17 protein-coding genes are annotated in these 26,832 nt (G+C 49.4%); 4 read left to right on the top strand and 13 right to left on the bottom strand.

Going from position 1 to position 26,832, the window contains the following annotated elements; all coding sequences use genetic code 11:
* The 3 genes from glnD to mutS are packed head-to-tail and all read right to left on the bottom strand — an operon-like array spanning position 1 to position 7,003.
* A complete protein-coding gene (glnD, locus tag ICT70_RS00615) occupies positions 1 to 2,694 on the bottom strand; it encodes a [protein-PII] uridylyltransferase (protein ID WP_191153443.1) in 2,694 nt (897 codons plus the stop codon).
* Positions 2,691 to 4,397 (bottom strand): N-acetylmuramoyl-L-alanine amidase, encoded by a 1,707-nt coding sequence (locus ICT70_RS00610; protein WP_191153442.1) that lies wholly within the window; start codon positions 4,395 to 4,397, stop codon positions 2,691 to 2,693. The genes glnD and ICT70_RS00610 overlap by 4 nt, the downstream gene beginning before the upstream one ends.
* Positions 4,394 to 7,003, bottom strand: a complete 2,610-nt coding sequence (gene mutS / locus ICT70_RS00605; protein ID WP_191153441.1) for a DNA mismatch repair protein MutS — start codon at positions 7,001 to 7,003, stop codon at positions 4,394 to 4,396. The genes ICT70_RS00610 and mutS overlap by 4 nt, the downstream gene beginning before the upstream one ends.
* A 177-nt stretch (positions 7,004 to 7,180) precedes the next feature.
* On the opposite strand from mutS, the gene ICT70_RS00600 reads away from it, so the two are divergent.
* The gene (locus ICT70_RS00600; RefSeq protein ID WP_191153440.1) at positions 7,181 to 7,687 is read left to right on the top strand and encodes a hypothetical protein; all 507 of its coding nucleotides are present in this window, start codon (positions 7,181 to 7,183) and stop codon (positions 7,685 to 7,687) included.
* Between the two features lie 39 nt (positions 7,688 to 7,726).
* Here the strand turns inward: ICT70_RS00600 and ICT70_RS00595 are convergent, their stop codons facing one another.
* Entirely contained in the window at positions 7,727 to 8,161 is a 435-nt protein-coding gene (locus ICT70_RS00595; protein WP_191153439.1) for an ExbD/TolR family protein, read from the bottom strand.
* A gap of 1 nt (position 8,162) precedes the next feature.
* Positions 8,163 to 8,762, bottom strand: coding sequence for a MotA/TolQ/ExbB proton channel family protein (locus ICT70_RS00590; RefSeq protein ID WP_191153438.1), 600 nt, complete (start codon positions 8,760 to 8,762; stop codon positions 8,163 to 8,165).
* Between the two features lie 464 nt (positions 8,763 to 9,226).
* Here ICT70_RS00590 and ICT70_RS00585 point away from each other — a divergent pair, with 464 nt between their 5' ends.
* From ICT70_RS00585 to ICT70_RS00575, 3 genes are all read left to right on the top strand, one after another.
* On the top strand, positions 9,227 to 11,488 hold the full coding sequence (locus tag ICT70_RS00585; RefSeq protein WP_191153437.1) for an NADP-dependent malic enzyme: 2,262 nt from the start codon (positions 9,227 to 9,229) through the stop codon (positions 11,486 to 11,488).
* A gap of 198 nt (positions 11,489 to 11,686) precedes the next feature.
* Positions 11,687 to 13,078: a threonine synthase gene (gene thrC / locus ICT70_RS00580; RefSeq protein WP_191153436.1), complete on the top strand. Its 1,392-nt coding sequence runs from the start codon at positions 11,687 to 11,689 to the stop codon at positions 13,076 to 13,078.
* 54 nt (positions 13,079 to 13,132) lie between these two features.
* Positions 13,133 to 13,963, top strand: a complete 831-nt coding sequence (locus ICT70_RS00575) for a mechanosensitive ion channel family protein (RefSeq protein WP_191153435.1) — start codon at positions 13,133 to 13,135, stop codon at positions 13,961 to 13,963.
* Between the two features lie 151 nt (positions 13,964 to 14,114).
* Here ICT70_RS00575 and glnA read toward each other — a convergent pair whose 3' ends face one another.
* The 8 genes from glnA to ICT70_RS00535 all read right to left on the bottom strand — a co-directional run bounded on the left by glnA (position 14,115) and on the right by ICT70_RS00535 (position 26,591).
* Positions 14,115 to 15,524 (bottom strand): type I glutamate--ammonia ligase, encoded by a 1,410-nt coding sequence (gene glnA / locus ICT70_RS00570; protein WP_191153434.1) that lies wholly within the window; start codon positions 15,522 to 15,524, stop codon positions 14,115 to 14,117.
* Between the two features lie 274 nt (positions 15,525 to 15,798).
* Positions 15,799 to 16,137: a P-II family nitrogen regulator gene (locus ICT70_RS00565; protein ID WP_191153433.1), complete on the bottom strand. Its 339-nt coding sequence runs from the start codon at positions 16,135 to 16,137 to the stop codon at positions 15,799 to 15,801.
* Positions 16,138 to 16,386: 249 nt separating this feature from the next.
* A complete protein-coding gene (locus ICT70_RS00560) occupies positions 16,387 to 17,709 on the bottom strand; it encodes a class I SAM-dependent RNA methyltransferase (protein ID WP_337906468.1) in 1,323 nt (440 codons plus the stop codon).
* 2 nt (positions 17,710 to 17,711) lie between these two features.
* Positions 17,712 to 18,980: a diaminopimelate decarboxylase gene (lysA, locus tag ICT70_RS00555; RefSeq protein ID WP_191153431.1), complete on the bottom strand. Its 1,269-nt coding sequence runs from the start codon at positions 18,978 to 18,980 to the stop codon at positions 17,712 to 17,714.
* A gap of 125 nt (positions 18,981 to 19,105) precedes the next feature.
* Positions 19,106 to 20,074 (bottom strand): calcium/sodium antiporter, encoded by a 969-nt coding sequence (locus ICT70_RS00550; protein ID WP_191153430.1) that lies wholly within the window; start codon positions 20,072 to 20,074, stop codon positions 19,106 to 19,108.
* A gap of 271 nt (positions 20,075 to 20,345) precedes the next feature.
* Positions 20,346 to 20,531, bottom strand: coding sequence for an antitermination protein NusB (locus ICT70_RS00545; protein WP_191153429.1), 186 nt, complete (start codon positions 20,529 to 20,531; stop codon positions 20,346 to 20,348).
* Positions 20,532 to 20,931: 400 nt separating this feature from the next.
* Entirely contained in the window at positions 20,932 to 24,852 is a 3,921-nt protein-coding gene (locus ICT70_RS00540; RefSeq protein WP_191153428.1) for a translocation/assembly module TamB domain-containing protein, read from the bottom strand.
* Positions 24,846 to 26,591, bottom strand: a complete 1,746-nt coding sequence (locus tag ICT70_RS00535) for an autotransporter assembly complex protein TamA (RefSeq protein ID WP_191153427.1) — start codon at positions 26,589 to 26,591, stop codon at positions 24,846 to 24,848. The genes ICT70_RS00540 and ICT70_RS00535 overlap by 7 nt, the downstream gene beginning before the upstream one ends.
* Positions 26,592 to 26,832: the final 241 nt, after the last annotated feature.

The following is a 26,832-nucleotide window of genomic DNA, read 5'->3' as shown; positions in this document are numbered from 1 at the left end:
TTACTCCAATCGGTTCAGCAGGGTTTGGCGAATGGTGTCAATCCGCACCGGATCAACAATCTTCTGGCCAAAAATATCGTGGATATAAAACACATCAGCTGCCTGATCTACCTTGGTAGCTATCTTTGACACAGCGATATACAACCCAAGCTCTTTTATCGTACTGGTGATCTGGTACAACAGGCCCACCTTGTCGGTAGCAAAGATATCGATAACCGTATAATTGTCGGAGACCTCATTATCGAACTCTACCCGATTCGGTCGCGGCACTTGTCTGTTCTTTTTCGTATAAAAACTCGGGGTCTGGAGCTTGGCAACGAGATCTTCAACCATCACGCGCCCTTCCAGCACTGCGGTTAAGTCATCCTCAAGCTTGCGCCACTTTTCCGGTTTACTGACAATTTCACCATGAACGCTATTAACCTGCAGCACATCAAGAACATCACCATCTTTACGGGTATAGATCTGCGCTCCCAGAATATTGATTGAGTGAGCAGCCATGACCCCGGCGATCTGTGAGAAAAGTCCCGGTGAATCTATAGTCGAAATAGTTACCTCGGTAAATTTAGCCTCATCCATGTGCTCAATCTGCATAGCCAGAGCGTTACGTCCGCGATTCAGCGCCAACCGCAAATGCGGGATGATCTCAGCAGAGCGATTACTTAACAGATATCTGTTGTTCAGACTATTAATGGCTTTAACCAGACGCTTTTCCGAAAATTCGCCAAGCAATGCCTGACGAATTTTGCGCTTGCGCTTGCGTACTTTTTCGGTGCGCTGTTCCTGGAAAAAATCCTTTTTCTCAAGGACATCGTAGGTTTTTTCATACAATTCCTGGAGCAGCGTTCCCTTCCATTCCGACCAGACATCCGGCCCAACGGCCTTAATATCAGCGAAGGTCAGTAAATAAAGCATGCGTAGATTTTCACTGGTCTGCAGCAATTCAGCAAACTGGGCGATCATTTTCAGGTCCTGCAGATCACGCCGCTGCGAGATGTGCGCCATTTTCAAATGATGAGCGACAAGGAATTGCATGCGCTGGCTGTCTTCACGATTAAGCTTCAGCCTTCTGGCAATACGCGGAATCATTTCCGCCCCACGGATGCTGTGATCTTTTCCGCTACCTTTGCCGATATCATGGAACAAAATGGCCAGCAACAACAGTTCCGGTTTTTCAATCTGATGAATCAGCCGGCTCAGTTGTGGCTGAGAATCTTGATAATCACCATTCCAGAGTTTTTCTACCTCTTCAACGGCAAAGAGGGTATGAACATCGACGGTATAAATATGATAGAGGTCAAACTGGACCTTGCAATAAATGTGCTTAAACTCAGGAATAAAAGCGTTAAGAAACTGAAGATGATGCATCTTGTGAAGGGTTTTTCCCGCCCCCTTAACATCGCGCAAAATAACCATAAAGGAGTCGTTGATGCGCTTTGAACGCCGTACCTTGTCGGTGATTAAATGCAAGTTTTCCCGAATCAGCTGCTTCAACTCCAGGCATAGATCAGCCTGGTGTTTCTGCGCCAATTCAAAAGCCACCATCATCAACTCAGGGTGTTGAAGCAGGGTCAGGTTTTTTGCCGCCCGTAATTCGCCGCGCAACAAATAAAAGCCGTCATCCAAATTGCGCCGGACCAGAAAATTAAACACCCCCATCGGGGCGCCACGTGACATGGTCGCGTCAACTATCATCTTTGATGCAAGATATTCATTCTGATTTGCGTAAGCGTAATAATCCTGCATAAACTGTTCAACCGCGGAACCGGTTGATACGTTGGCATAGCCCAGAAATGAAGCAATCTGCTGCTGCACATCAAAGGTAAGCTGTTCGGATTTTCTCTGGGTGGAAAAATGAAGAAAGTTCCTGATTGTCCACAAATAGTCCTGGGCATGGACATACGACTCGACCATCTGTTCGGTAACAATGCCACGCGTGAGTAATTCGTGTAAGCTGTCGGCTTTGTATTTTATCCGTGCAATCCACAGGGCGTCTTGAAGCTCGCGCAATCCGCCCTCACCTTCCTTAATGTTGGGTTCCAACAGATAGACGGACGACCCGTATTTTTTTTTACGTTCATCTCGTTCTTCCAGTTTTCTTTTGATAAAGCCTTGGGGATCTTGCTTCTGCAGCGCCTGTCCGACATCGTTAACAAAATCCTGGTAAACCCGCTGTTCGCCAGCGATCAGACGCACGTCAAGAAGAGCTGTGCGAACCGTCGTATCACGGGCCTGCTCTAGACAGTCGGATGATGAACGGATGCTGTAACCAACATCGAGATTTAAATCCCACAGTAGATACAAGAGGCGGTCAGCAATAACCCGGATACGATCTTCGCCTTCGGGGAGATAATAAAACATCAGGTCAAGATCAGAGCGCGGGTTCATCTCTTCGCGCCCATAACCACCGACCGCCAGCAAAGCGCAATCGGAAACCGCCGCGTGGTCAAAACCAGTCACCGCGATGCGGAACAGGTTCTGGTTCAATTGGTCAAACAGCAGGCTGAATTGTTTGATAATAAACCGGCTTGATGCCCCATCGAGACATTTTTTCTGCAAGATCGCAAAATTTTCATCGATATAAGCACGCGCCGCATCAACCACCTGGGGCCGCACCGATTCGAAATTTGTGTAATTTGCCGGAGCATTAAACGGAATAAGATCGTGACTGATGGAGGTTACCTGGTAGGTCATTTCCACGCTACCTGACCCATAGCTGCCGCATATTTTTTAATACCCTGGACGATAGCATTAGCTACATGGCGTTGATAATCTACAGAATTTAAACGTTTTTCTTCGCGCGGGTTGGTAATGAAGGCCGATTCAACCAGGGCCGACGGCATGGTAGCACCGAGCAGGACATGGAAGGGCCCCTGCTTGACCCCGAGGTCGCGGATATTGCTGTAGCGAGAAGATAGCCCGGCAACCAGAGACTGCTGAACTTCTGCCGCCAAGCGACTCGATTCGTTGATTTTTGCATTGGCCATCAAATCAAAAAGAATCGCCTCAAGGTTACTGATATCCTGCAGGGTCATTCCATTTTCTCGTGCTGCAACCGCGGCAGCTTCATCGGTTTTTGCCAGGTTAAGAAAATAGGTTTCAACACCGTAAGCGCGGCTACCGGTCGTAGCATTGGCATGGAGGGAAATAAACAGGTCGGCTCCAACCCGATTGGCATATTCAGTACGCTCGCGCAATTCCAGATAGCGATCATCCTCACGAGTTAGCAGCACCTTGACTCCCAATTGTTGACGTAGCGCTGCCGCAAGAATCTTTGCCATTGCCAGATTCACATCTTTTTCCCTGGTTCCATTGGGGCCAATCGCTCCAGGATCCCGGCCACCATGACCGGGGTCGACGACAATCAGGCGGATACCATCGCCGTTGGATTGTTGTTTGATCCGCATGACCGGTTGCTTAGAGGCAGAGGAGCCAAGGATATGGGCAATCGAATCATCAGCAATAGGAGACGTACTTGGCGGTCGGGCGATCTGGACCTGCGGCGCACGACTAGGTGAGCCCATAATGTCAACAACCAGACGATGGGGATTGTCCAGAGTAGTGATACGATATTCCAGTTCACGCTCCAAATCAATGACGACACGAGAACGCTGGGTGTCGAAACGACTCGCACGAACTCGTTGAACAAGGCCATTATTGATGATGATTTCATCAGGTAATTGACCTGACAGATCGGTGTAAACCAGATCAAAATAAAGACGCGGTGAATTACCTCTAAGAAGATTGGGCTTGGCTACAACCGGCGCCGACAGATCAAGAACAACCCGAGTGTACTCGGGACCACTCCAATATCGGATTGACTGTAGCAGAGGGGCCTGGGCGACCTCCTCGTATTGATGTTGCTCGACGTTGGTTGTCACCGGCTCAGGCGGTACAGTAACCGACAGGGCGGTCAACTTCTTACGGGCTTCAGATACCATGTCTCCCGTTGGGGTATCATGAATAACCCGACGATACAGACCGATAGCACGGCTCTGGTCGTTCAGACGTTGTTGAGCGATCTCGGCCGCATGGAACAGGGCATCATCGGCAAAACGGCTGGCGGGAAAGCGCTTTGCCAGATCCAGGTAAAGTCGGATAGCCTCTTCCGCATCGCTACGTCCACCCGACGCCTGGGATAAACCGTGCCAGGTACGGGCGCGTAGAAAATAAGCGTTTTCGATGGCGGTATCACCTGGTCGCTGAGCGATAAAACGGTCAAAATTTGAGATCAAACGTTCCCAGTTGGTGCGCTGACGCTGTAGCTGCGCTGATGTGATCAGTTGCTGATAATCCTGTCGCAGTTCCACATAGGACGTTCCCTGGGCTTGACCGGAATCGACCGCAGAAAAAAGCAGTAGCAGTTGTAACAAGGCAACAAAAAGAACAATTCTCATTCGATCAACTTTTTCATCTCGGCCAGCAGATTCAATGCTGCCAGAGGGGTTAGATGGCTGATATCAATGCCTTCAAGCCGCTCACGGAGTTGTTGGTGAAGATCCTGTTCAAATAAGGAAAGCTGGAAACTGGCCTGGTTTTCTCGTATTTTTTTTGAACAATGGTTGCCACGATGGTCTCGTTCGCCACTTTCCAGGTCCTTTAAAATGCTTTTTGCGCGCTGGATAACCGCTTCCGGCAGACCTGCCAGACGGCCGACCTGAATCCCATATGAGCGACTGGCGCTACCAGCGACGATCTTACGCAGAAAGATAATCTGGTCGTTCCACTCCTTGACTGCAACATTAAAGTTTTTAACCCGCGTGCAACTTGACGCCAGATCCGTCAACTCGTGGTAATGAGTGGCAAACAGGGTTTTGGCGGCAACATCGGGATGATCATGCACATACTCAGCAACCGCCCAGGCGATACTGACACCATCGTAGGTAGAGGTTCCTCGGCCGATTTCATCAAGGATAATCAGACTATCCGGTGTCGCATGGCGCAAAATATTAGCGGTTTCATTCATCTCCACCATGAAGGTTGATTCACCTTTAGCCAGATTATCACTTGCCCCAACCCGAGTAAAGATCCGGTCAACCACACCGATCTGCGCTTCATCAGCCGGAACATGACTGCCAATTTGTGCCATCAGAGTGATCAGCGCCACCTGCCGCATAAAGGTTGATTTGCCCGCCATATTCGGACCGGTAATGATCAGCAGCTGATTCTCTTGCTTATCAAGCAGGACATCATTAGGCACGAAGGCCTCCTGCAGAGGCATCCCTTCGATGACCGGGTGGCGTCCGGCGTCAATCCGGATCTTGCCGGAATGATCCATGCGGGGACAGACATAGCGTCGTTCATGCGATAGATCGGCCAGCGCCGTCAATACATCAACAATCGCCAGGGCCTCAGCACTGCGCTGGATCCGCTCCGATTGAGCAGCGGCATGAAGACGAATGTCCTGAAACAGGCTGTATTCGAGTTCTGCCATGCGTTCCTCGGCACCAAGAACTTTGGCCTCAATATCTTTGAGCTCGGCAGTAATATAGCGCTCGGCGTTGACCAGGGTCTGTTTTCGTTGATAATGATCGGGTATCCGCTCAAGATGACGATGAGTTACCTCGATAAAATAGCCGAACACCCGATTGTATTTAATCTTCAGAGATGAAATGCCGGTGCGCTCGCGCTCCCTGGTTTCCATCGCCGCGATCCAGCCTTTGCCTTCGCGACTGATCACCCGCAATTCGTCGAGATCTTCATGGTAATGATCCTTAATAATCCCCCCGTCACGCACGACAAAGGGTGGTTCATCTGCAATCGCGCGGGTGAGTAACGCATTCAAGTCGGGTAAGGCGTCCAACCGGGATTGCAATTCCTTCAGATAGGGGTCGGCAAAAGAATCAAGGTAGTCAGCAATCGCCGGGATGCGTGCCAGGGAATCACGTAGCGCCACCAGATCGCGCGGATTGGCACCAGCCATGGAGATTTTGCCGTTCAGGCGTTCGAGATCGTAAACGCCATCAAGGGCTTCCCGTACATCCAGGCGCAGCAGACTGTTGTCCACCAGTTCGGAAATCGCGGACTGGCGTTTGGTGATCTGATCGAGGTCAAGCAACGGATAATGGATCCAGTGCCGCAGGGTTCTGCCACCCATCGCCGTTACCGTGCGGTCCAGCACACCCAGCAATGATCCTTTCTTTTTGCCGTCCTGCAAGGTCGCTGTCAGTTCAAGATTACGTCGGGTGGCATCATCAAGCACCATCGAGTCGCGCACGTGATAAGTGCTAAGAGGCTGCAGATGCTTAAGCTGATCCTTCTGGGTCTGCTGCAGATAATAAAGAATAGCAGCGGCGGCTTGACGTGCCGCCGGCAGATCGGCGCAACCAAAAGAGGACAGATTCGCCACGGCGTAAAAGGAACAGATCTGCTCCCTGGCATAATCTTCAGTAAAGATCCATTCCGGCAGCCGGTTACACATCAGGGGCTCAAGCAATTGGGTCAGTTGACGTTGCAGGCGTTGGCCACCCTCCCCTTCACCCATCACGATTTCACGTGGTCGGATGGAACTGATTTCGCTCTCCACCTGGGCGATGGTTTCGACCTGGGTAACGCGGAAAGCGCCGGTGGTGATATCAACACAGGCCATCCCAAAAGCATCAGCGGTTGCGGCTAAAGCGAGGAGATAGTTGTTTTCTTTAGGCTCCAGGGTGTCGGTATCGGTAATCAAACCCGGAGTGACAACCTTGACCACCTCGCGCTTGACAATACCCTTAGCGGTTTTCGGGTCTTCTACCTGCTCGCAAATAGCCACCCGGTGGCCGGCTGCTACCAATTTGGCGATATATCCCTGACTGCTATGATACGGGACCCCACACAGGGGAACGGCATCCTCATCCCCCTTGTTGCGCGAGGTCAGGGTAATACCGAGAATCTTTGCGGCGATAACGGCATCATCCATGAACATTTCATAAAAATCACCAAGCCTGAAAAACAAGATAGCATCCTGGTAATCAGCTTTGATTTCGAGAAATTGACGCATCAAAGGAGTGGTTGTTGACATGCAGTTTTCCAGTGACAGAAGGATACAGACGGCAAACAAGGCCGTGAGTCTAGCAAAGGACGGTGACGGTGTAAATCAGGGATTGTCGGTAACCAGGTGCTGGAGCTTGACCGTAAATATCTGACGGGGTAAAAGAGCACAACTATACGTCAACAAATAGGAACAGGATATACGAAAATGAACTCGCTGAACAAAACGGCTGAGCTAAACGTCCAGCCCGACAATTTTTACATCAACCACCTTAGTGATGAAATCCGCGTAGAGCAGCTGTGTCAGAAACTATTAAAGCACTTCCATCAACATCTTCTCGATAGTGGCAAGTTCAGCCCGCTTGAAGCCGGGTCCATGGCCTCAGGGGCGGATTACTTTCTCCGCGATTTTGTCATCGACTCGTTGCGGGCTAATATTTTTCATATCACCGCCAGGCAAGTACGCGGTTTCGCCGGCAACTGGTACGTTCATCGTAACCTTGAACCCAACATGAAAGAGCTTGAGACGATACTCAAGGGCGTGCGGGAGTTTTATTGCTACTGTGCAAATAATAGTTGGGCAGAGACAACCGTTTGCCATCAGATTGCTGAGATCTGCTGCGATCTAGATTACTTTCGTGAACGTATCGACAGCTTTCACGCCTTGACCGGTGATGATTATCCGGGGTGGTGTGAACAGTGCCCAACAAATTGAAAAATGACTACTATGCGTTGGCGTGGCATTAATCCAGAGTCATTCCCCTTGCCTGATCGTCTTTTCATCTATCGTTTTATCCGTCGCAATAGCAAGGCGGACAAAACCGTTGCGGCGGGCAATTTCCATCACCTCAATAACCCAGCCGTGACGGGCTGACTTGTCAGCCATCAGCAAAAAAGTCATTTCCCTGGTCGTTTCAACTCCTAATCCGACCAGATGCTCGTTCAACTCAGACAGGGTAATAGCCTCACGCTGCAGGTAAAGGTCTCCTTCTTCAGTCAGATAGACTTCAACCTCTTTTTTTTCCGTAGCAACCTGCTGGGCTCCTCCTTCCGGCAGATCGATGTTCACCCCCGGGCGCTCAATGAAGGTTGTTGAGATCATGAAGAAAATCAACAACAGAAAAACCACATCGATCATCGGGGTCAATTCGACCCGTGGAGATTCACTGTCCTTACGCCGAAATCCCATGTTAACCCTCAACCTGGTCAACGATCTTCATGGAGGCTTCTTCCAGCTCAAGGGTCAAGCGATCGGAGCGCGCAGACAGGTAGCGATGGACCAGCAGCATCGGCACTGCCACACTGAGTCCGGCAGCGGTGGTGATCAATGCTTCTGAAATACCACCGCCCAGGGTAGCCGGTGTACCGACCCCTTCAACGGCAATCACATTAAATGCGTTGATCATCCCCAGCACCGTCCCGAGCAGTCCCAGCAAGGGGGATACGTTGGCAATAGTGGCCAGCAGGCCAAGGTAGCGCTGTAGAAATACGGCTTCACGCTCCCCTACTTCTTCTGCCAGGGATTTCAGGTGAGCCCGTGAAGCACCACGATTTTTAAGCACAACCACCAGAATACGGGCCAGCGGTGATCTCCCCTGCAGACAAAGTTCAAGGGCATCTTCGGGCCGATTGTTGCTTAATAGATCTGAAACCTTGGTTCTCAGGCGAAGTAACTCCCTGCGGATCTGCACGTAGGCAACAAAGCGTTCCATGAAAATTGCCCAGCCGATGATCGAGCAAAAAAGAATCGGATACATCAACGGGCCACCACGAAAAAAAATATCCAGCATAAAAACAACTTTCCTTACATATTGAGGTCAGAACTGACAAGCGGATGAACTAACAGCCAGGTCAAGTGGTGTTCCAGTATGACGAGACTACGATAGATCGATAATATCTGTCAGGACACCAATTTTCACAACAATTGCCTTCGATCTGAATTCATTTTATGGCGAAAAAGCGCCTGAATTCACGGAAATAAGCACATCTTTGAGTGCATTTATTACCATAAGTCGCACAAGATTTTGCAACTAACGAATTTATCTATTTTTTAGCATAACCACAATTTTGGCATTGGCATTGCGTATTAGCAGAAATAGTTTATATTCTATACGTTATGACCTTTCAGCTTGACAGATATTTAGTAAAACTATAATTTTTTACCCTGAATAATGTCGTGTGCAAAAAAATCAAATGCGTTGATTTCTCGTCACACCCGTTAACTTCACACTCTCTTACAGGAGGAAATACATCCATGTCAATGCGCCAAGATGCTCTTGATTATCACAGTACCGGTCGAAAAGGAAAAATCGAAGTCATCACCACCAAGCCCTGCGCGACCAGCCGGGACTTGTCTCTCGCTTATAGTCCCGGGGTGGCCGAGCCCTGCCTGGAAATAGAAAAAAACCCCGCTGATGCCTACAAATATACAGCCAAGGGAAACCTCGTCGCGGTTGTCTCTAACGGCACGGCGGTACTTGGTCTTGGTGACATCGGTGCGTTAGCGGGTAAACCGGTGATGGAAGGCAAGGGTGTTCTGTTTAAGAGTTTTGCCGATGTTGATGTTTTTGACATTGAACTGAACACCAAAGATTCTGACGAAATTATTCGTACGGTGAAACTACTGGAACCGACCTTTGGTGGCATCAATCTTGAGGATATCAAAGGGCCTGAGTGTTTCTACATTGAAGAAAAGCTCAAGGAAATCATGGATATTCCGGTATTTCATGATGACCAGCATGGCACGGCGATTATTTCCGCAGCCGGCATGATCAACGCTCTGGAAATTGTCGGCAAAGACGTCCACAACGTTAAAATGGTTGTTAATGGTGCCGGAGCGGCAGGCATTGCGTGCGCCAACCTGGCGGTCACCATGGGAATTGACAAGAATAACGTCATTCTTTGTGATACCAAGGGTGTCATCTACAAGGGCAGAACCGAGGGAATGAATGAATACAAAGAACGCCTGGCTGCCGACACCGAGGCTCGAACCCTTGCTGATGCAATAGTTGGTGCAGACATTTTCTTCGGCGTATCGGCAAAGGGTGCCCTAACTGCAGAAATGCTGAAAACAATGGCAAAAGATCCCATAGTTTTCGCCATGGCAAACCCTGATCCTGAGATCACCCCCCCCGAAGCCTGGGCAGTTCGTGATGATGTCATCATCGGTACCGGTCGTTCCGACTATGTGAATCAGGTCAATAATGTTCTGTGTTTCCCGTTTTTGTTTCGCGGAGCACTTGATGTTCACGCCAGCGCTATCAATGACGAAATGAAACTTGCGGCAGTTAAAGCTCTTGCCGATCTGGCTAAGGAGGATGTGCCGGACTCTGTCCGCAGAGCCTACGCAGGTGAAGATATCCAGTTCGGGCGCAACTATATTATCCCTAAACCCTTCGACCCGCGCGTGCTGCTGCATGTGGCTCCGGCTGTCGCCCAGGCAGCGATGGATAGTGGCGTTGCCCGCCGTCCGATCAAGGATATGCAAAAGTATCGTGAATCACTTGAAGCGATGCAGGGCCGATCCAAGGAGGTCATGCGTACCCTGATCAATAAAGCAAAGGCGGCGCCAAAACGCATTGTCTTCCCTGAAGGCGAAGAAGATAAAATCCTGCGTGCGGCCCAGATCCTGGTCAGCGAAAACATTGCGACTCCGATTCTTCTCGGCAATCCAGACAACATCGCTGCCAAGGCGACCACTCTGCATATTGATTTACACGGGATCACTATTATTGATCCAGCTACCAGCGAAATGCGCGATGATTACGTCGGCAAAATGTTTGAACTGCGCCAGCGTAAAGGCGTCACCCACAACGGGGCCTTAAGTCAACTCAAAGGCAACTATAATTATTTTGGTGCCCTGATGGTGCAACAAGGAGATGCTGACACCATGCTCTCCGGTATCAACCATCACTATCCGGAAACGATCAGACCCTCACTTGAAATCATCGGCAAGCAAAACAACCTGTCCAAGGTTCACGGCATGTATATGATGGTGTTCAAAAAACAGGTCGTCTTTATTGCCGATGCTACGGTCGCCATCGACCCGACACCGGAAGAATTGGCGGAAACAGCGATTCTGGTGGCTGAAAAAGTACGCCAGTTTGATATCGTCCCCAAGGTTGCCATGCTGTCCTTCTCTAACTTTGGCAGCAGTACCGAACCACAAGCACTGAAAGTTAAAAAAGCGACAGCACTGGTCAAGCAACTTGATCCTGATCTGATTGTTGATGGTGAGGTTCAGGCGAATGTGGCTCTTGATCCGGAACTGACTGAAAAACAATACCCCTTCTCCATGCTTAAGGGTGATGCCAACGTCTTTATCTTCCCCGACCTGCAGTCAGGCAATATCAGTTACAAGCTGCTGAACAAGTTGGGTGGCGCCGAGGCCATTGGTCCGATCCTGATGGGGATGAAAAAACCGGTTCACGTGCTTCAGCGCGGTGACGATGTTGCTGACATCGTCAATATGGCTGCAGTTGCTGTGGTTGACGCTCAGGAAGCTGAGCACAACTAAGTAACTTTTCCTTATCAATACCAGGCGTAAGGTCCTCTTAGGGCCTTACGCTTTTTTTTTGCTGACGACTTTTATTCGGCTATGATAATCAGTACTATATCTGAACCTGCTTAATACTTTCAGAAGATTCAAGGGCAGGTTGACATGCCGGCATAAAACCGGCGCTAGAAAATACTTCAGGAAAGTGATTCTAAACCTATGAAATATTGCAGCACACGTGGCCAGGTTCGGGATTTATCCTTCAGTGACGCAGTGATGATGGGGCTGGCTTCCGATGGTGGTTTATTATTGCCGGAACAGATTCCTCAGCTTACGCAACCGCAACTGGAGTCATTTAGCCGCCTCAGCTATACCGATCTGGCTTACGAGATTATTTCCCTTTACGCAACCGATGTGCCTGCTGCCGATCTGCGCCGTCTGGTGAACACGTCTTATGCATCATTTAATCACCCTGAAATTACACCGGTGGTGAAGCAGGATGATGTCTACATTCTGGAGCTCTTCCATGGCCCGACCCTGGCTTTCAAGGATGTGGCCCTGCAGTTTCTTGGCAATCTGTTCGAATACTATCTGATCAGGGATAACAGGAATCTCAACATCATCGGGGCCACCAGTGGCGACACCGGTAGCGCTGCCATCGCCGGCGTACGTGGCAAGAAAAATATCAACATATTCATTCTATTTCCCTTCGGTCGGGTTTCTTCCGTTCAGGAAATGCAGATGACGACGGTTACTGATGACAATGTCTTCAATGTCGCGATTGATGGCACCTTTGATGACGCCCAGGCGATAATCAAAGAGATTTTCAATGATCAACAGTTCAAACAGACACACGCTTTAGGTTCGATCAATTCAATCAACTGGGTACGCGTGCTGGCACAGATCGTCTATTACTTTTATGCGTATTTCCGCGTCCGTGAACAAACGGCCTGTGAACAGGTCCAGTTTAGTGTGCCAACGGGTAATTTCGGTGATATTTTTGCCGGATATATCGCCGGAAAGATGGGTTTACCAACCCGTCGTTTTATTCTGGCCACCAATTCCAATAACATTCTCTGTCGCTTTGTCAATGAAGGTGACTATTCCCTTGCCGATGTCCACCATTCCCTGTCTCCATCGATGGATATTCAGGTTGCCAGCAATTTTGAACGCTATCTCTATTATCTGTATGAGGGCGACACTGCGGCAGTTGTTACGGCCATGGATCGTTTTAAAAAAACCGGAAAAATCACTTTTTCTGCAGCGTTGCAGACTAAAATTCAACAGGATTTCGTTGCTGCCAGCGTCGATGATCAGCAAACCCTCGAGCAGATTTCATCCTTTTACCATCACACTGGCTATCTCTTGGACCCACATACGGCGGTCGGGGTTAAGGCCGCTAGTAAGGTTGGCGAAGATGTCCCCCTGGTCTGCCTGGCAACTGCTCACCCGGCCAAGTTTCCGGAAGCCATCAACAAGGCGATTAAGGATAAACGGCCACCCCTTGAGATCATCGAGCGATTACGTGGCTTACCCCGCCGTTGTGAACGGCTTGCTGCTGATGCCAGCTTAATTAAAGAGATGGTTGCGCGAAATTCCTCTAAATCATAAAATCACAAAAAATTACTCCCATTACGACAGTCAATCTTCTCCAAGGAGGGCACCATGAACGACATTTCACCTGACATGTTTTACGGCTTGATTCAGACCTACGGCCTGCCACTGCTATGGGCAGTGATCATTTTTATTGTCGGTCGGATGATTGCCAGAATTATTTCAAGCGCTGTAGCGAAAGCCATGACCAAGGCCAAGGTCGAAGAAACCCTGGTCAAATTCACCAAAAATATGCTGTTTGTGGCGATCATGGTTTTTGTTGTTATCGCCGCTATCAGCAAAATGGGCGTCGAAACAACCTCTTTTGCTGCTGTCGTCGCAGCCGCCGGTCTGGCTATTGGTCTGTCACTTCAGGGAACCTTAAGCAATTTTGCTTCTGGTGTTCTGCTGATTGTTTTCAGACCATTTAAAACAGGTGACTTTATAGAGGCTGCTGGCATTTCAGGGATTGTTGAAGAAATTCAGATATTTAGCACGCTGATGCGGTCTGGGGATAATAAACAGATTATTGTACCCAACTCCCAGGTTATGGGAACGACCATTACCAATTACTCAACCAAACCGACCCGCCGGCTAGATCTGGTTATTGGGGTTGGCTATGGAGATGATCTGCAGAAAGTTAAAGCGGTACTAAACGAAGTGCTTGCCACAGAGGAACGAATTTTACCGGAACCGCAACCTACCATCGGGGTGCTGGCGCTTGGTGAAAGCAGTGTTGATTTTGCTGTCCGTCCCTGGGTTAACAGCGGTGATTATTGGCCGGTATTATTTGATCTGCAGGAGGCGATCAAGCTGCGTTTTGATGTTGAAGGTATCAGCATTCCCTTTCCACAACGAGATATCCACATTGTCAGTAACCCAAAAGACACTGTTGCAGCGTAAAACCTGATCGGTTTAGTCCAGGCAGCCAGGTCCTGAAACCGACTTGGGATGGAAGTTTGAATCGGGATAAAGTAACAGCAGAAGATCGTAAAAAAAGCCTCCGGGGTGGTACCGGAGGCTTTTTTATCTGTGATTAAGATCTTACTGAAAATCAGCAATCAAAGTAGAGAGCGAATTCTTCGGGTACCGGACGCATACGGACCGGATCAACCTCAGCGCTGCGTTTGTAGTTGACCCACATCTCAATAACATCTGGGGTAAAGACATCTCCCTTGAGGAGGAAGGCATGATCTGCTTCCAGATTGTTCAGGGCATCTTCAAGGGAAGTCGCAACATTGGGAATATCCTTTAACTCTTCCGGGGACAAGCCATAGATATCCTTATCGAGAGGTTGACCTGGATCAATCTTGTTTTCGATACCGTCAAGACCGGCCATCAGCATGGCGGCGAAGGCCAGATAGCCATTGGCTGAAGGATCCGGAGTACGATATTCAACCCGTTTGGCCTTTTCATTGCTGGTTACCGGAATTCGTAATGAGGCTGAACGGTTGCGGTTGGAATAAGCCAGGTTAACCGGTGCCTCATAACCTGGAACCAGACGCTTGTAGGAGTTGGTGGTTGGGTTGGTAAAAGCACAGAGCGCCTTGGCATGCTTCATAATCCCACCGATGTAGTACATGGCCATCTTAGAAAGGCCACCGTAGCCATCACCAGCAAACATATTCTTGCCGTCTTTCCACAGAGATTGGTGACAGTGCATGCCGGAGCCGTTGTCACCATAGATCGGTTTCGGCATAAAGGTAACGGTTTTACCATTACGGAAAGCAACGTTTTTGAGGACATACTTAAACCACTGCAGATGGTCTCCCATCGCCAGCAGTGAATCAAAACGCATATCGATTTCGCACTGACCGCCGGTAGCAACCTCATGGTGGCCACACTCAACGACCATTCCGACTTCCTGCAGTACCATCATCATTTCATTGCGCAGGTCAACCATGCTATCGGTTGGCGCAACAGGGAAATAACCCCCCTTGTTTTTCGGCTTGTACCCCAGGTTAGGAAATTCTTCACGACCTGTATTCCAGATCCCTTCAACGGAATCGATGGCGTAAAAAGACTCATTAGAGCTGGAGGAATATCGCACATCATCAAAGATAAAGCACTCAGGCTCCGGACCGAAATAGGCCGTATCGGCAATACCAGTTGATTTGAGGTACGCTTCGGCTTTCTGAGCGATAAATCGCGGATCGCGGGTATAGCCTTCACGAGTCACCGGATCAAAGATGTTACAGATCAGACTTAGGGTTGTCATTTCAATAAAAGGGTCAATTTTTGCGGTAGTGGGATCGGGGATCAGCAGCATATCGGAATTATGAATGGGCTGCCAACCACGTATAGACGAACCATCGAATCCCAGACCTTCTTCGAAAATATCTTCGCTGAACTCACTAATGGGAGTGGCAAAATGCTGCCAAATTCCAACAAAATCGAGAAACTTGAAATCTACGAATTTAGCATCATTTTCTTTGGCAAACTTAACGACTTCATTTGGTGTCATTGTTTCCTTCTCCTTTGAATAGTATGGGACTGTTGGAACGCTTCACAGCCCTTACAAGCTGAAAATATGATGACGATATAAATAAGTAGCTATGCAGCTCTATCCTTGCGCAGGGTCGGGGGTCCTGTGGCAAGGCTTTTTGTCGCCATAGACGGCGACAAAAAGCGGTCATGGATGACGAAAAGCGTCCCTTGACATAGGATTCACAGACGCGGTGCTGAACAGATACACAAATAATTACTCTGATGGATCCTGTGGGTAGATGGATCAATAATTAAAGGGCATCTTCTCCCCGCTCACCGGTTCTGATCCTGACAACTTCATCAATGGTTGTGACAAAAATCTTGCCGTCACCGATACGTCCGGTTTTCGCAGTTTCGGCAATGGTATCAACAACCTTAGCCACAAGATCATCAGCCACGATAATTTCCATTTTGATCTTGGGAATAAAATCGACAACATATTCGGCCCCGCGATAGAGTTCGGTATGCCCTTTCTGCCGCCCGAAACCTTTCACTTCACTTACAGTAATTCCCTGGATGCCGATTTCGTTCAACGCCTCTTTGACTTCATCCAACTTGAACGGTTTAATTATTGCTTCGACCTTGCGCATAACACTTGCCTCCTGTCACCAGATAAATATTTCGACCGGGCGTCGATCCCAACCGCCAACACCCACCTAAAAAAAGCAAAGACCTTGCCATAACGATATGAAAATGATGAAAAATATATTGTTGAATATAATCGGACAGTTACATCAAATTTGAAGGTTGAAAAAATTGAAGTACAAGGATGCCAACAAACAGTTGCACAAATAATAATCATCAAAATCAGGTTTGCACAGAAAACAGACAATGATGAATCAGTTGATCTTCTGCAACAATGTGATGCTTTCGCAATGATGTGTCTGCGGAAACATATCAAGCGGTTGAGTGACAACGACTTGATAGCCGCCATGTACCAGAGGTTTCAAGTCGCGAGCCAGGGTTTGTGGATCACAGGACACATACACAAGAGAAGGAATTCCTGCTGTGACCAGACCCTTTATCACAGCATAGGCCCCCGATCGGGGTGGATCAAGCACAACAATATCAAAATGTTCCTGAGCGATTGCAGTGGCCAAGACATCTTCGGCTGAAGCTGCGGCAAACGTCAGGTTGGTGATGGCATTTTTGTGACTATTATGCTGTGCCATGCGGATTGAGGTCACCGATTCTTCAATGCCGGTCAGATGCTTTACCCGGCGAGCCAGAGGAAAAGACAAATTCCCCATGCCGCAGAAAAGCTCCAACACCCGTTGATTTTTGCTCCAGGGGAGAGTGGCGATCAGACTATCGACAAGCACCCGGTTCTGCTGCAGGTTGATTTGGGCAAAAGATCCCGCGCGGTAATTGAGATATATTGGTGGGCTATCGACCTGAATCTCCAACATCCCGTCACCACAAATCGTTTGGTTGTTTTTTCTGGAGCCAAACTGAACGAGAACATCCGCCTTCAAGCCGGAATGGCGCAAGCAATCGATCAGACCTGAGTCCTGCCCGCCTAGATAGTGCACAACAGCTACGCATTTGCCGCTATCATCGACCGCCAGATCGATCTGTGGAATTTTATCAGCAAAGGCAGAGCCATTGATCTGAGACCTAAGGTCAGTCAGCAACCGGTTAAGGCGCTGATCCATGATCGGACATTGATCAACAGCAACGACATAACGACTACGGGGCCGATAAAAACCGGTGATAAAATGACCGTCACGGTTAAAACATTTCACCTGGACACGGCTGCGATAGTGCCATTGGTCTGCGGAAGGGATAATTGGTTTGATGATGGAAACATCAATCTGACACTGGTGGCTCAAGGTTTCAACAAAGAGCTGATGTTTCCAATGAAGCTGTCGGTCATAAGGAAGGTGCTGCCACTGGCAACCGCCGCACTCCCCTGCCACCGGACAAACAGGGGTATGACGGTCCGGGCCCGGTTCCAGCACCTCAAGTAATTCTGTTTCAAGGTAATTTTTTTTGGAGCGCACCACCTTGGCACGAACCAGATCACCGGCACTGGTGTGGGGGACAAACACAACACATCCGTTAAAACGGGCAAGACCGGAACCGCCATTGACCAGGGTTTCCACAGTCAATGGCGGCAATATCTGGTGTTCCCGCCTTGTTCGACTTTGTTCTAACGACACATCTATGACCGACTTGGAGAAAAATGATCAGCGTTAAAATTCAGGGTAGCAAAGTAATCCTCAAGCGTTTCGGCCCGACGGATCAACTCAACAGTGCCATCAGCCTTCAGCAGCAGCTCCTGTGGGCGCAATCTGGCATTGTACTGAAAGCCCATCGAATGACCATGGGCACCGGTATCGTGAATTGCCAGGATGTCTCCTTCTTCGATTCGAGGAAACTGGCGCTGGATAGCGAATTTATCGTTATTTTCACACAAAGAGCCGACGATATCGTAGATCTGATCAGCGGGTTCGTTTTCTTTACCGATAACCTCGATATGATGATAGGCGTCATACATGCCCGGGCGCATGAGAGAAGACATACAAGCATCAACACCAATATAGTTGCGATAGATATTTTTGTGATTAATCGCCCTGGTCACCAGGCAACCATGGGGACCGGTCATATAACGGCCGCTTTCCATGTACATTTTCGGGACATAACCCTGTTTGGCCTTAAAGGCCGTAAAAATATCGCCCATCTCACGGGACATAGCGGCAAGGTCAAGAGGCTTTTCCTCGGGACGATAGGGAATGCCGAAACCACCGCCGATATTGACAAATTCAAACCGGATATGGAGTTCATTGCTGACCATTTCAACAATGTCCAGCACCATGCGCGCCGTTTCCACTATGTAGGTGTAATCCAGTTCGTTGGAGGCAACCATGGTATGCAGGCCGAATCGACGGGCACCACGTTGCTTGGCCTGGCGATAGGCATCAATAATCTGCTCGTAGCTTACCCCGTATTTGGCTTCAACCGGATTACCGATAATGACATTGCCTGATCGTCTCGGACCCGGATTATAGCGGAAGCAAATCAACTCGGGAAAGTCCTTTACTTTGTCGATCAGGGAAATATCATCCAGATTTAAAATACATCCACCGTCCGCCAGAGCAGTTTCGAATTCCAGTTGATTAGTGTTGTTCGAGGTGAACATGATGTCTTCACCACGCGCACCAACCTGACGGCTTTGCAGTACTTCAGCAATGGAGCTGCAATCGAAACCAAAGCCCATTTCGGCCATTAACTGGAGGATGCGTGGATTAGGTAAAGCCTTGACCGCGTAATATTCGCGAAAGCCGGCCAGATGAGAAAATGCTTGTTTGAGCTGTTCACCGGTCTGTCGGATTCCGACCTCATCATAAATATGAAAAGGGGTCCCATAGTGTTCCACCAACTGGTTGGCGACAGGGTACAAACGTGATTTAAAATCTTCAGAAATCGGCATAATGACTCCTTAATCGTCAATATTTTGTAACTAAAAGTTTTTAGTGGGCTGGAAGATGGATTTTATAATCTATCAAAATCATTCATATTCAACGATGTGTCAAGGGGTAAGCCACCGTTTTTTTTTCATAGATAGCCAAGAATTTGGAATCCCAGTAATCCCAGATAGGCGACATAGCTCAACACCAGTATGCCGCCAAACCGGCGAGACAAACGATAACGGCCGCGCCATGCCGCCGCAAAAAGACAACAGGTCAGCAGACCCATAATCAGACAATCACGGTAGAGAACTTCACTGCCGATCTCAAGGGGGTGGATAACACCGGCAATACCCACGACCGCAAGGGTATTAAAAATATTGGAACCAATAATATTGCCCAAAACCAGATCGTGAGCTTTTTTGCGGGCGGCAGCAACAGCAGCAGCCAATTCGGGCAAAGAGGTACCTACTGCGACAATTGTCAGGCCGATCATTAAATCACTGACACCCAGGGACGTGGCAATTTCAACCGCGCCCCAAACCAGTATCCGGGAACTTGCGACCAACATGATTAACCCGACAACCAACCAGAAAATTGCCGGCTTTAGCGGCAAAAATGCATCTTCTCCATGTTCCGATGCGGCCAGCAACTTATCAGCGTTCTTATGACGCAAAGCGATGATGACCCACCAGACAATAACCGCAGCAAACGCCACCAGCAACAGGATGGCATTGAGACGACTGATGGACAGATTCCACAGCAGCACAACTGTTAACAGGGTAATTGCTACCAGGACCGGTAGTTCAGAACGGAGAATTTTGGCAGGGACCGGAATTGGGCTGATCAGAGCAGTGACCCCGAGAATCAGGGCAATATTGGAGATATTCGAACCATAGGCATTTCCCAGCGCCAGGCCGGGGTTCCCCTGAACAGAGGCAATGGCGGAGATCAGGATTTCAGGTGCTGAAGTACCAAAACCAATGACGACCATCCCGACCAGCAGCAACGGCATCCCGGCATGGCGGGCAGTCGCTGCGGCACCGTCAACAAAACGATCAGCACTAAAGACCAGTAATATTAAACCGGATATCAGAGCTATAACAGGAAGGATCAAGGTGATTTATCTCCAGGACAACCTAGAAAAAACAGGTTGATCTCTCAGACCAGCAACAAAACGGACCATGACATTTCACCTACCCTGATCTGACGGGAGCAGGCCAAGGAAAAAACCAATCAATGCGCCAAACAAAGCCCCTGACCAGGGGCTGACAAAAGCACCTCAGGTGCTGCCGACACAGTGTCCGAGGTAACCGATAAATGCGCCGCCAAGTGAAGCCACGGTGACAAAGAGGAGTAATTTGTAGAAACGTTTTTTCATTGAAGAATTAATGGTACCCTTTTTTGGCATTCGGCCCCAATGGCAGCAATGCCACAATCAGGACGGCGAAGGGTCCGATCATCAATCCAATCGCAAACCAGAGACGGCAGTTACGCCCCCGACTTTTGGCCACAGCATAAGCCCCACAGGCCATGACAACCCATAAAACAAAAAAAGGGACACTGTTTGTCATACTAAAAAACCTTTCATGTCAGCTCAGCCAATGGACTGAAGCTTTTTAACAAACCAATTTCGCGCCAACAGCAAGGTACAGCAAATATAAAAAGCGGTAAAGATAAACCCTTTGCACCGGATTTTCGGTTCCCAGGTCAAGGGCCGCGATTGTTTCCCGTTGGATCATCCCTGACCGCTTGCTTTGTTAAAATCGGTTCTGTCCCCTTTGATTATTTTTTCAAGTTCGCTATAATAAAAACAACATCAGAAAGGAGGAATGCCTATCGAAGACGAGATACAGCAGTTGAGAAGGTTTTCCACCACACCGGTGTTTCGAGACACCGGCAATTCCCGTGACAGGGAGGATTCTGAAGGTACGACACAGTAATCGTTGAAGGCCCGCTACCATGGCGGGCCTTTCACTTTTTAATCAGCCTATCCCTTTCCAAACGATAAAAAAGATCCACTCCGGATTCCTGGCCAAAACTTGACTCCAGTTCCAGTCTGGATGAAAGCCGATAACGTATTTTGATCTCGTTGCTGTTATTGAACAGTGAATAACCGAGACTCACATAAAGATCGGGGGTAACATATTTCCCGGTAGTGATAACAGCATCGCTGGCATTACCATCCCCAGCAGAAAATTCAAGCACATCCAGCCCCATACGACCTTTCAGCCGTTCCTGTAAAATAATGGACTCCCCTTGCGATAATAATGCTCCAGTGGCTAACATCAACAGATCCGTATCGCCGCCACGGCTGTCGAGGGGGCGACCGAGCACCACATACGACAACACATCCGCATCGGGCATAGGCGGTTCCGAATAGAGACTGACCAGTGGGTCCTGGGGCGTTCCGGTCACTCGCACCCCGGCCCGGACTTCGCCGGCGCGGCGGGTTGCCAGTATATCTAAGGCAGGATACCGTAAGGGGACGCCGGCAAAATACAGATCACCCCGTTCGATATCCAGGGAAACACCAAGGGTTGAAAAACGGCCACGTTCTACAAATAATTGTCCCTGTGCCGCAATATCCTGTTGTGCATCGCTGTACAGACGCAATGACCCGGCAATTCGCGCTTGCAGCCCGGCAACATCGAGCAACACCTGCTCACCAAGAATCAGATTAAGATCAATATCGTGACGAATAGCGGTTGCCTTGCGTCCGGGCGCCTGACGATCGACAATAACCAGATCAGGGCTATTTTGAACGACCTGGCTACGGGTTTGATCTTTGATCATCACCTGCGGAAGGCGTAAACTTCCACGGACACGAATGAGATCGAAATCACCATCAATGACAAGTTCAGGGCTGATCTGGACAGCCAGGTCAGTTACATTGATCAACTGGAAACCTTCGCCCGACAGTGAAAGGTGAAAGCTGTCGGGAGACCATCCAAGCAGATCCAAACGTCCCTGACCGCTGATTGTGCCGCCGGCAGAAGTCATCCGCAACGTTGACAGGTTAAGTTGTTGTCCATCCAGCTGTGCCGATGCATGAATGTCCGCAATACGTATTCCAGCTGCCGGTACGTACAATTGAGCCCCTTGCACGCTCATTGTACCGGCAAACAACGGATCACCGATGGTCCCGCCGATGGTCGCCTGCAGCTCGATTTCCCCTTTGCTGTCATAAACATACTGAGGAAATAACAGAGTTAGCAACCCGCTTTCTTGCAGCAATGAGCCGACATCAGCGGCAACGGGGGTATGGCCCTCCAGATTGATCGGCACTTGCGCTGGAAGCCCTAGCTCGAGATGGCCGTTGATATGACCAAAATCATGAACCAGATTCACCTCAGCGCGCAGGGACTTTTCCTCCCAGGAAAAGTTGAACATGGCGGTTTCCAGACCAAGCTCAATTTCTTGTTCATCATCATACCAAAACAGGGAACCCGCACTGATATCGGCCTTTCCGTGGAGAGCAAAGGTCTTTTCTGCGGACCACGTACCTTCCATATCGCATGTTAAAATCCCCTTGGAAATAATTTCTCCCGGCAACCAGGGCTGGATCAACTGTAAGGGCACCTGCCGACACGCCAATGTAACGTTGGTGATGTCAGGTAACGCCATCCCTGCCGGGGCAGGAGAATCAACGTTAAGCTCAAGATGCGCCGGCAAGCCGATATCGATACGGACATTTCCCGTCAGCCCATCCCTCCCCCAATCCAGGGTTAATCGGGTGCTGGTGTCCTGCAGATGCATCTGTTGGTACTGAACGTCGGCATTTAATTTCGCAGAGAGGTGGATTTTAGTATGTTCAGGATCATGATCCACAGACAAGGTTCCGCCTGTATGCCCCTGCATCAAAGATGGGTCAAGCCAGGGGCTAAAAAGGCTCAGTGACAGATCCGACCAGTCAAGGACAATAGTGATGGATTCTTTTGCAGGTAAAAATTCTCCCTGTAAGCGCACTGACTGATGTGCTCCAGCATCTAGATTCAGGTCAGACACCCTGACAATCTGTGATCCAACGACAATTGAAGCAGGATCATTAAGACGCCAATAACTGCCTAAGGCATTGATATCCAATTGCTGTAGCAGCGCTGTCCACAAGGACTCGGACCAGCTCGCCTGCAGTTTTGTTTTCAGGGTCGTTTCTTGGGCTCGGGCATTAATATCGATCTGATGATTGAGCAGTGAACCTGAAACCTGTAGATCAATCGCATTCACCAGCAGCTGTTGCGGGATGGAGCTTAACTGACGAAAGTGGGCAACCGCTTCGACGCTCTGATCCGGATCAAGACTGAAGTGGGTGTTGAAGGAAGATAACTGCCACTGATCATACAAGAGATCCGAGCCGGCAAGATGAAGATCTGCTGCGCTGCCTTCCTCCCCGTGGGTCAGCCATCCCTGCGCCGTCAGGGCACCGGCAGCCGGCGGATAAAAATCTCCAATTTGTTGCAGTGTCAGAGTAAAATCGATGCTGTTCTGTAAATCCCCCTGCGCCTGCAATTGCGCACTGTGACTGAGTAGATTCAAGTGGTGAAGGATCAGACTATCATCCTTGTAGTCTGCTGCGACAACACCAAACAGAGGGTATTCGTAAAGGATTGAATCATACAGCTCGACATTGATATGAGCTTGAGGGGATTGCTCGTCATGACGGTAACTGGCCTCCAGGTGGGCATTGAGCAGACTGTTACTATCAGGGAGAAAGGGTTCCAGGCAGAGATGTTCGATTTGTAACTGCGCTGCCACATTCAAGGTTTCCAACCAATCCAGGTCGAAATTGCCGCTAATCTGCGCTGCCAGCCAGGAGGCATTGATCTGCTGCAGTTGCAAATGCTGATGATCACCGGAAAAGTCAGCAGCCAGCTCAGTCATGGCCAACTCATCACCCTGGGTACTCAGATTGAGCTGACCGTGATACTGCATCTGGGCGTACGTCAGGGCTATTTTTCCGTCCACAGCTATAGACAGACCTGCTTCCTGGCTTAAATCAAGATTCCGAAGGAAAATATCGACCGTCAGGGCCGGTCCATTTTCTTTAAACTGCAGCTGTCCCGCAGCCGTAACGGAACCGGGCCGTTGGGTCTGATGTAACCGAAGATTTTCTATACCCAGAAAATTTTCACTAATACTCATATCCGCCTGCAGAAAAAAGGGCTGCCGATCAACCAGATCCACCCTTAAATCAATTTTTCCAGCCATAGTGTCAGCATCAATACCGGTTAGTGAACTTTTTACCCTGATCGCTCTCCAGGGCTGGTCGACACCACTGTTTTCTACCGTTGCCGCCAGATCCAAGGCCGAATCAGCCATATCCAGATTCAATGTTGCAGCAACAAACAGATCATCAATACGCAAACGAAGATCGCTTATTGATAATGTTCTGTAGTGAAAATCTATAGCCGCGTTCAACTCTTCTACCACCCGAATGTCATCACCCCGGATGATTGACATATTTGTTACATCAAGCCGCGCGATATCAACCTGCAACAGATCAAGGATTGCCGGCAACTGCGGAATCTGCAGGGCAAGACCCGGTTGTTGTCCACTTGGCTCAGCTTGAGGCAGGAGCAAGTCAGCATCAGCCAGGGCAACGGTAGACAGGGATAAATGGAAGGGATAAAGGGAAGAAACAGCCATATCCAGTTGGATGTGGCGAGCTTGCAAGCCGACGTCTGCCTGTTCGAACGCCAGTTCTGTGATACTGAGCCCGCGTGCCAAAGAGCCGCTAAGTTGTGACATTGTGATCCGGGCATCAAGCTGCTGCGCCAATCGCCGCAAGGCGAAGTCCGCGCCGGCAGAAGTGTAGAATAGCCAGATAGCAGCACCAACCATCAGGGTGACAACCAGAGAGAAAACCACGAAGGTGACGGTCAATCCTCTTACCATGCCAACCCCAGACTGAAATGCAGACGATAACCGTTGTCCTTTTCCCCCAGCTGTCTGGCGACATCAAGGCGGATTGCACCTATCTGGGTAAAGTAACGAATACCTAGCCCGGCTCCCTGTTTGAGTTCATAATCGTTGAACGAGTCAAAGGCATTTCCGACATCATAAAATGTAGCAAATCCCCACCGTTGCAGAAACCTTTTTTCCAGTTCGACACTGCCTACCAGAAGATGTTTGCCACCAACTACCTCGCCGTCTTCATTGACGGGGCCGAGGGAATTGTATTTAAACCCTCGGACGCTACGATCACCGCCGGCAAAATAGCGTAACGAAACCGGCAGGATATTAAATTCCTGGCGATGCCAGGTTGTCCCTCCACCTAAACGAAAAAAAACAGAAAAGCGTTGTGGCAGGGGTATCAGGGTCGCGGCATCAACGGTGAGTTGCAACAGGGAAGTATCTGAAAACCAGTTTTCATCAGCGCCCTGCACCTGAAGCTGAATCTTGCTGCCACGCTCCGGAGTCATGGGGTGATCAAGTTGCTGCCAGCTCAGGCGGAATCCTTGCAATAACAGCTGGGTGCGTCTGTCACTATCAGCAACGCGCGAGCGTTCCGACGTCGCCCGAACAAACAGGGATCCTCTGTATCCTCGGCCAAAAGAACGCCGATATTCCGCTTCACCAAAGACTTCACGCCGATAGTAGGCATCGACATCTTCCCGTTCGGTACCGACGGTCAACAGAGTCAGACTGTCAAGGCGCCGGCGATCAGGGATAATGTAGGTTGTCTGTAGCTGCTGACGCCATTGGGCAATAAGCAGTTTACCTACCAGTTCGTGAGCAGCCTCCCACAGGTTCAGGTGGCGATAATCAAGGGATACCCGACCACCGGTATCCGTGCCATAGCCGATTCCCGGACGCAAACGATGACGTGGCAATGGCAGCAATGCAATCTCCACCGGCACCTGATAATTTTCCGCCTCATGCGCCTTGGCCTGAACCGACACGGAGCTGAACAGATCTGCATTCATCAGATTCACCTGGGTTTTACCCAGCAGACTGTAAGAAAAAACATCACCCTGATGATAGCTGACAAAACGTTTAAGGAATCGCTCAGGGTAGCCGGCCCGATCGACATAACGGATTGCGCCGAAATGATACTGCTCACCGGTGTTAAACCGCAGGTCAATCTCGGCACGCCGCTCCTGCAGATAAACTTCTATCAGATGGACCTCAAAGGAAGCGTCCAGATAACCGAGGGCCGCCGCTGCCTGACGCAGACCAGCCTTGCCCTGCTCATAGAGATCCTGACGGAGAATATCATTGATCCGCAACGGGAACTGATTGATGAGCCGTTGCAGCGCAGGATGATTTGATCCGGCACCAGAAAGGTCTAGATTGAATTTGGTGATCGCCAACGGCTCCCCGGCTTCCACTTCAATAATGATACGAAAGTGGTCTGCGGCTGGCTGTTCCAGTCGGGTCGAGACAGTACTGTAGAAGTATCCGTAAGGTTCGATTATTTCTTTAACTATTGTAGGTAGTTGACGCTGATATGAACCCAGACGTTGGCGATTAAGACGCTCATCCTTTTGCGACAATAGAGGCGTAGTCAGGGCACCTTTGACAATCTGCTGCAAAGAGGGCTCACTACTGCGCACATCGACGTCAAGGCGGGTCGCATAAGCGGTAGAAGTTGTGATGATGAAAAAAAACAGAAACAGAGTAACAAGACGCATCAGGTGTCAAAAGCTCAGAACCGCAATCATTAATAACATCGTCAAATAACAGGCTAAAAAAACAATGTAACTATTCACCACTGTCCTTGCGCAGGGCCTTTGGATCCTGTGGCAAGGGTGTTTGTCGCCGTCCATGGTGACAACTAGCGGCCAGGGATGACGAAAAGCGTCCCTTGACATAGAAACCGAAGATCAGGTGCTGAATAGATACTATCAATATAGCATTAATTTGATCTGACTG

The organism is Pelovirga terrestris (genome assembly GCF_014773365.1).
Classification (GTDB): domain Bacteria; phylum Desulfobacterota; class Desulfuromonadia; order Desulfuromonadales; family Geopsychrobacteraceae; genus Pelovirga; species Pelovirga terrestris.
The sequence above is the reverse complement of the archived record's forward strand: the minus strand, read 5'-3'. Positions and strand labels throughout refer to the sequence as shown.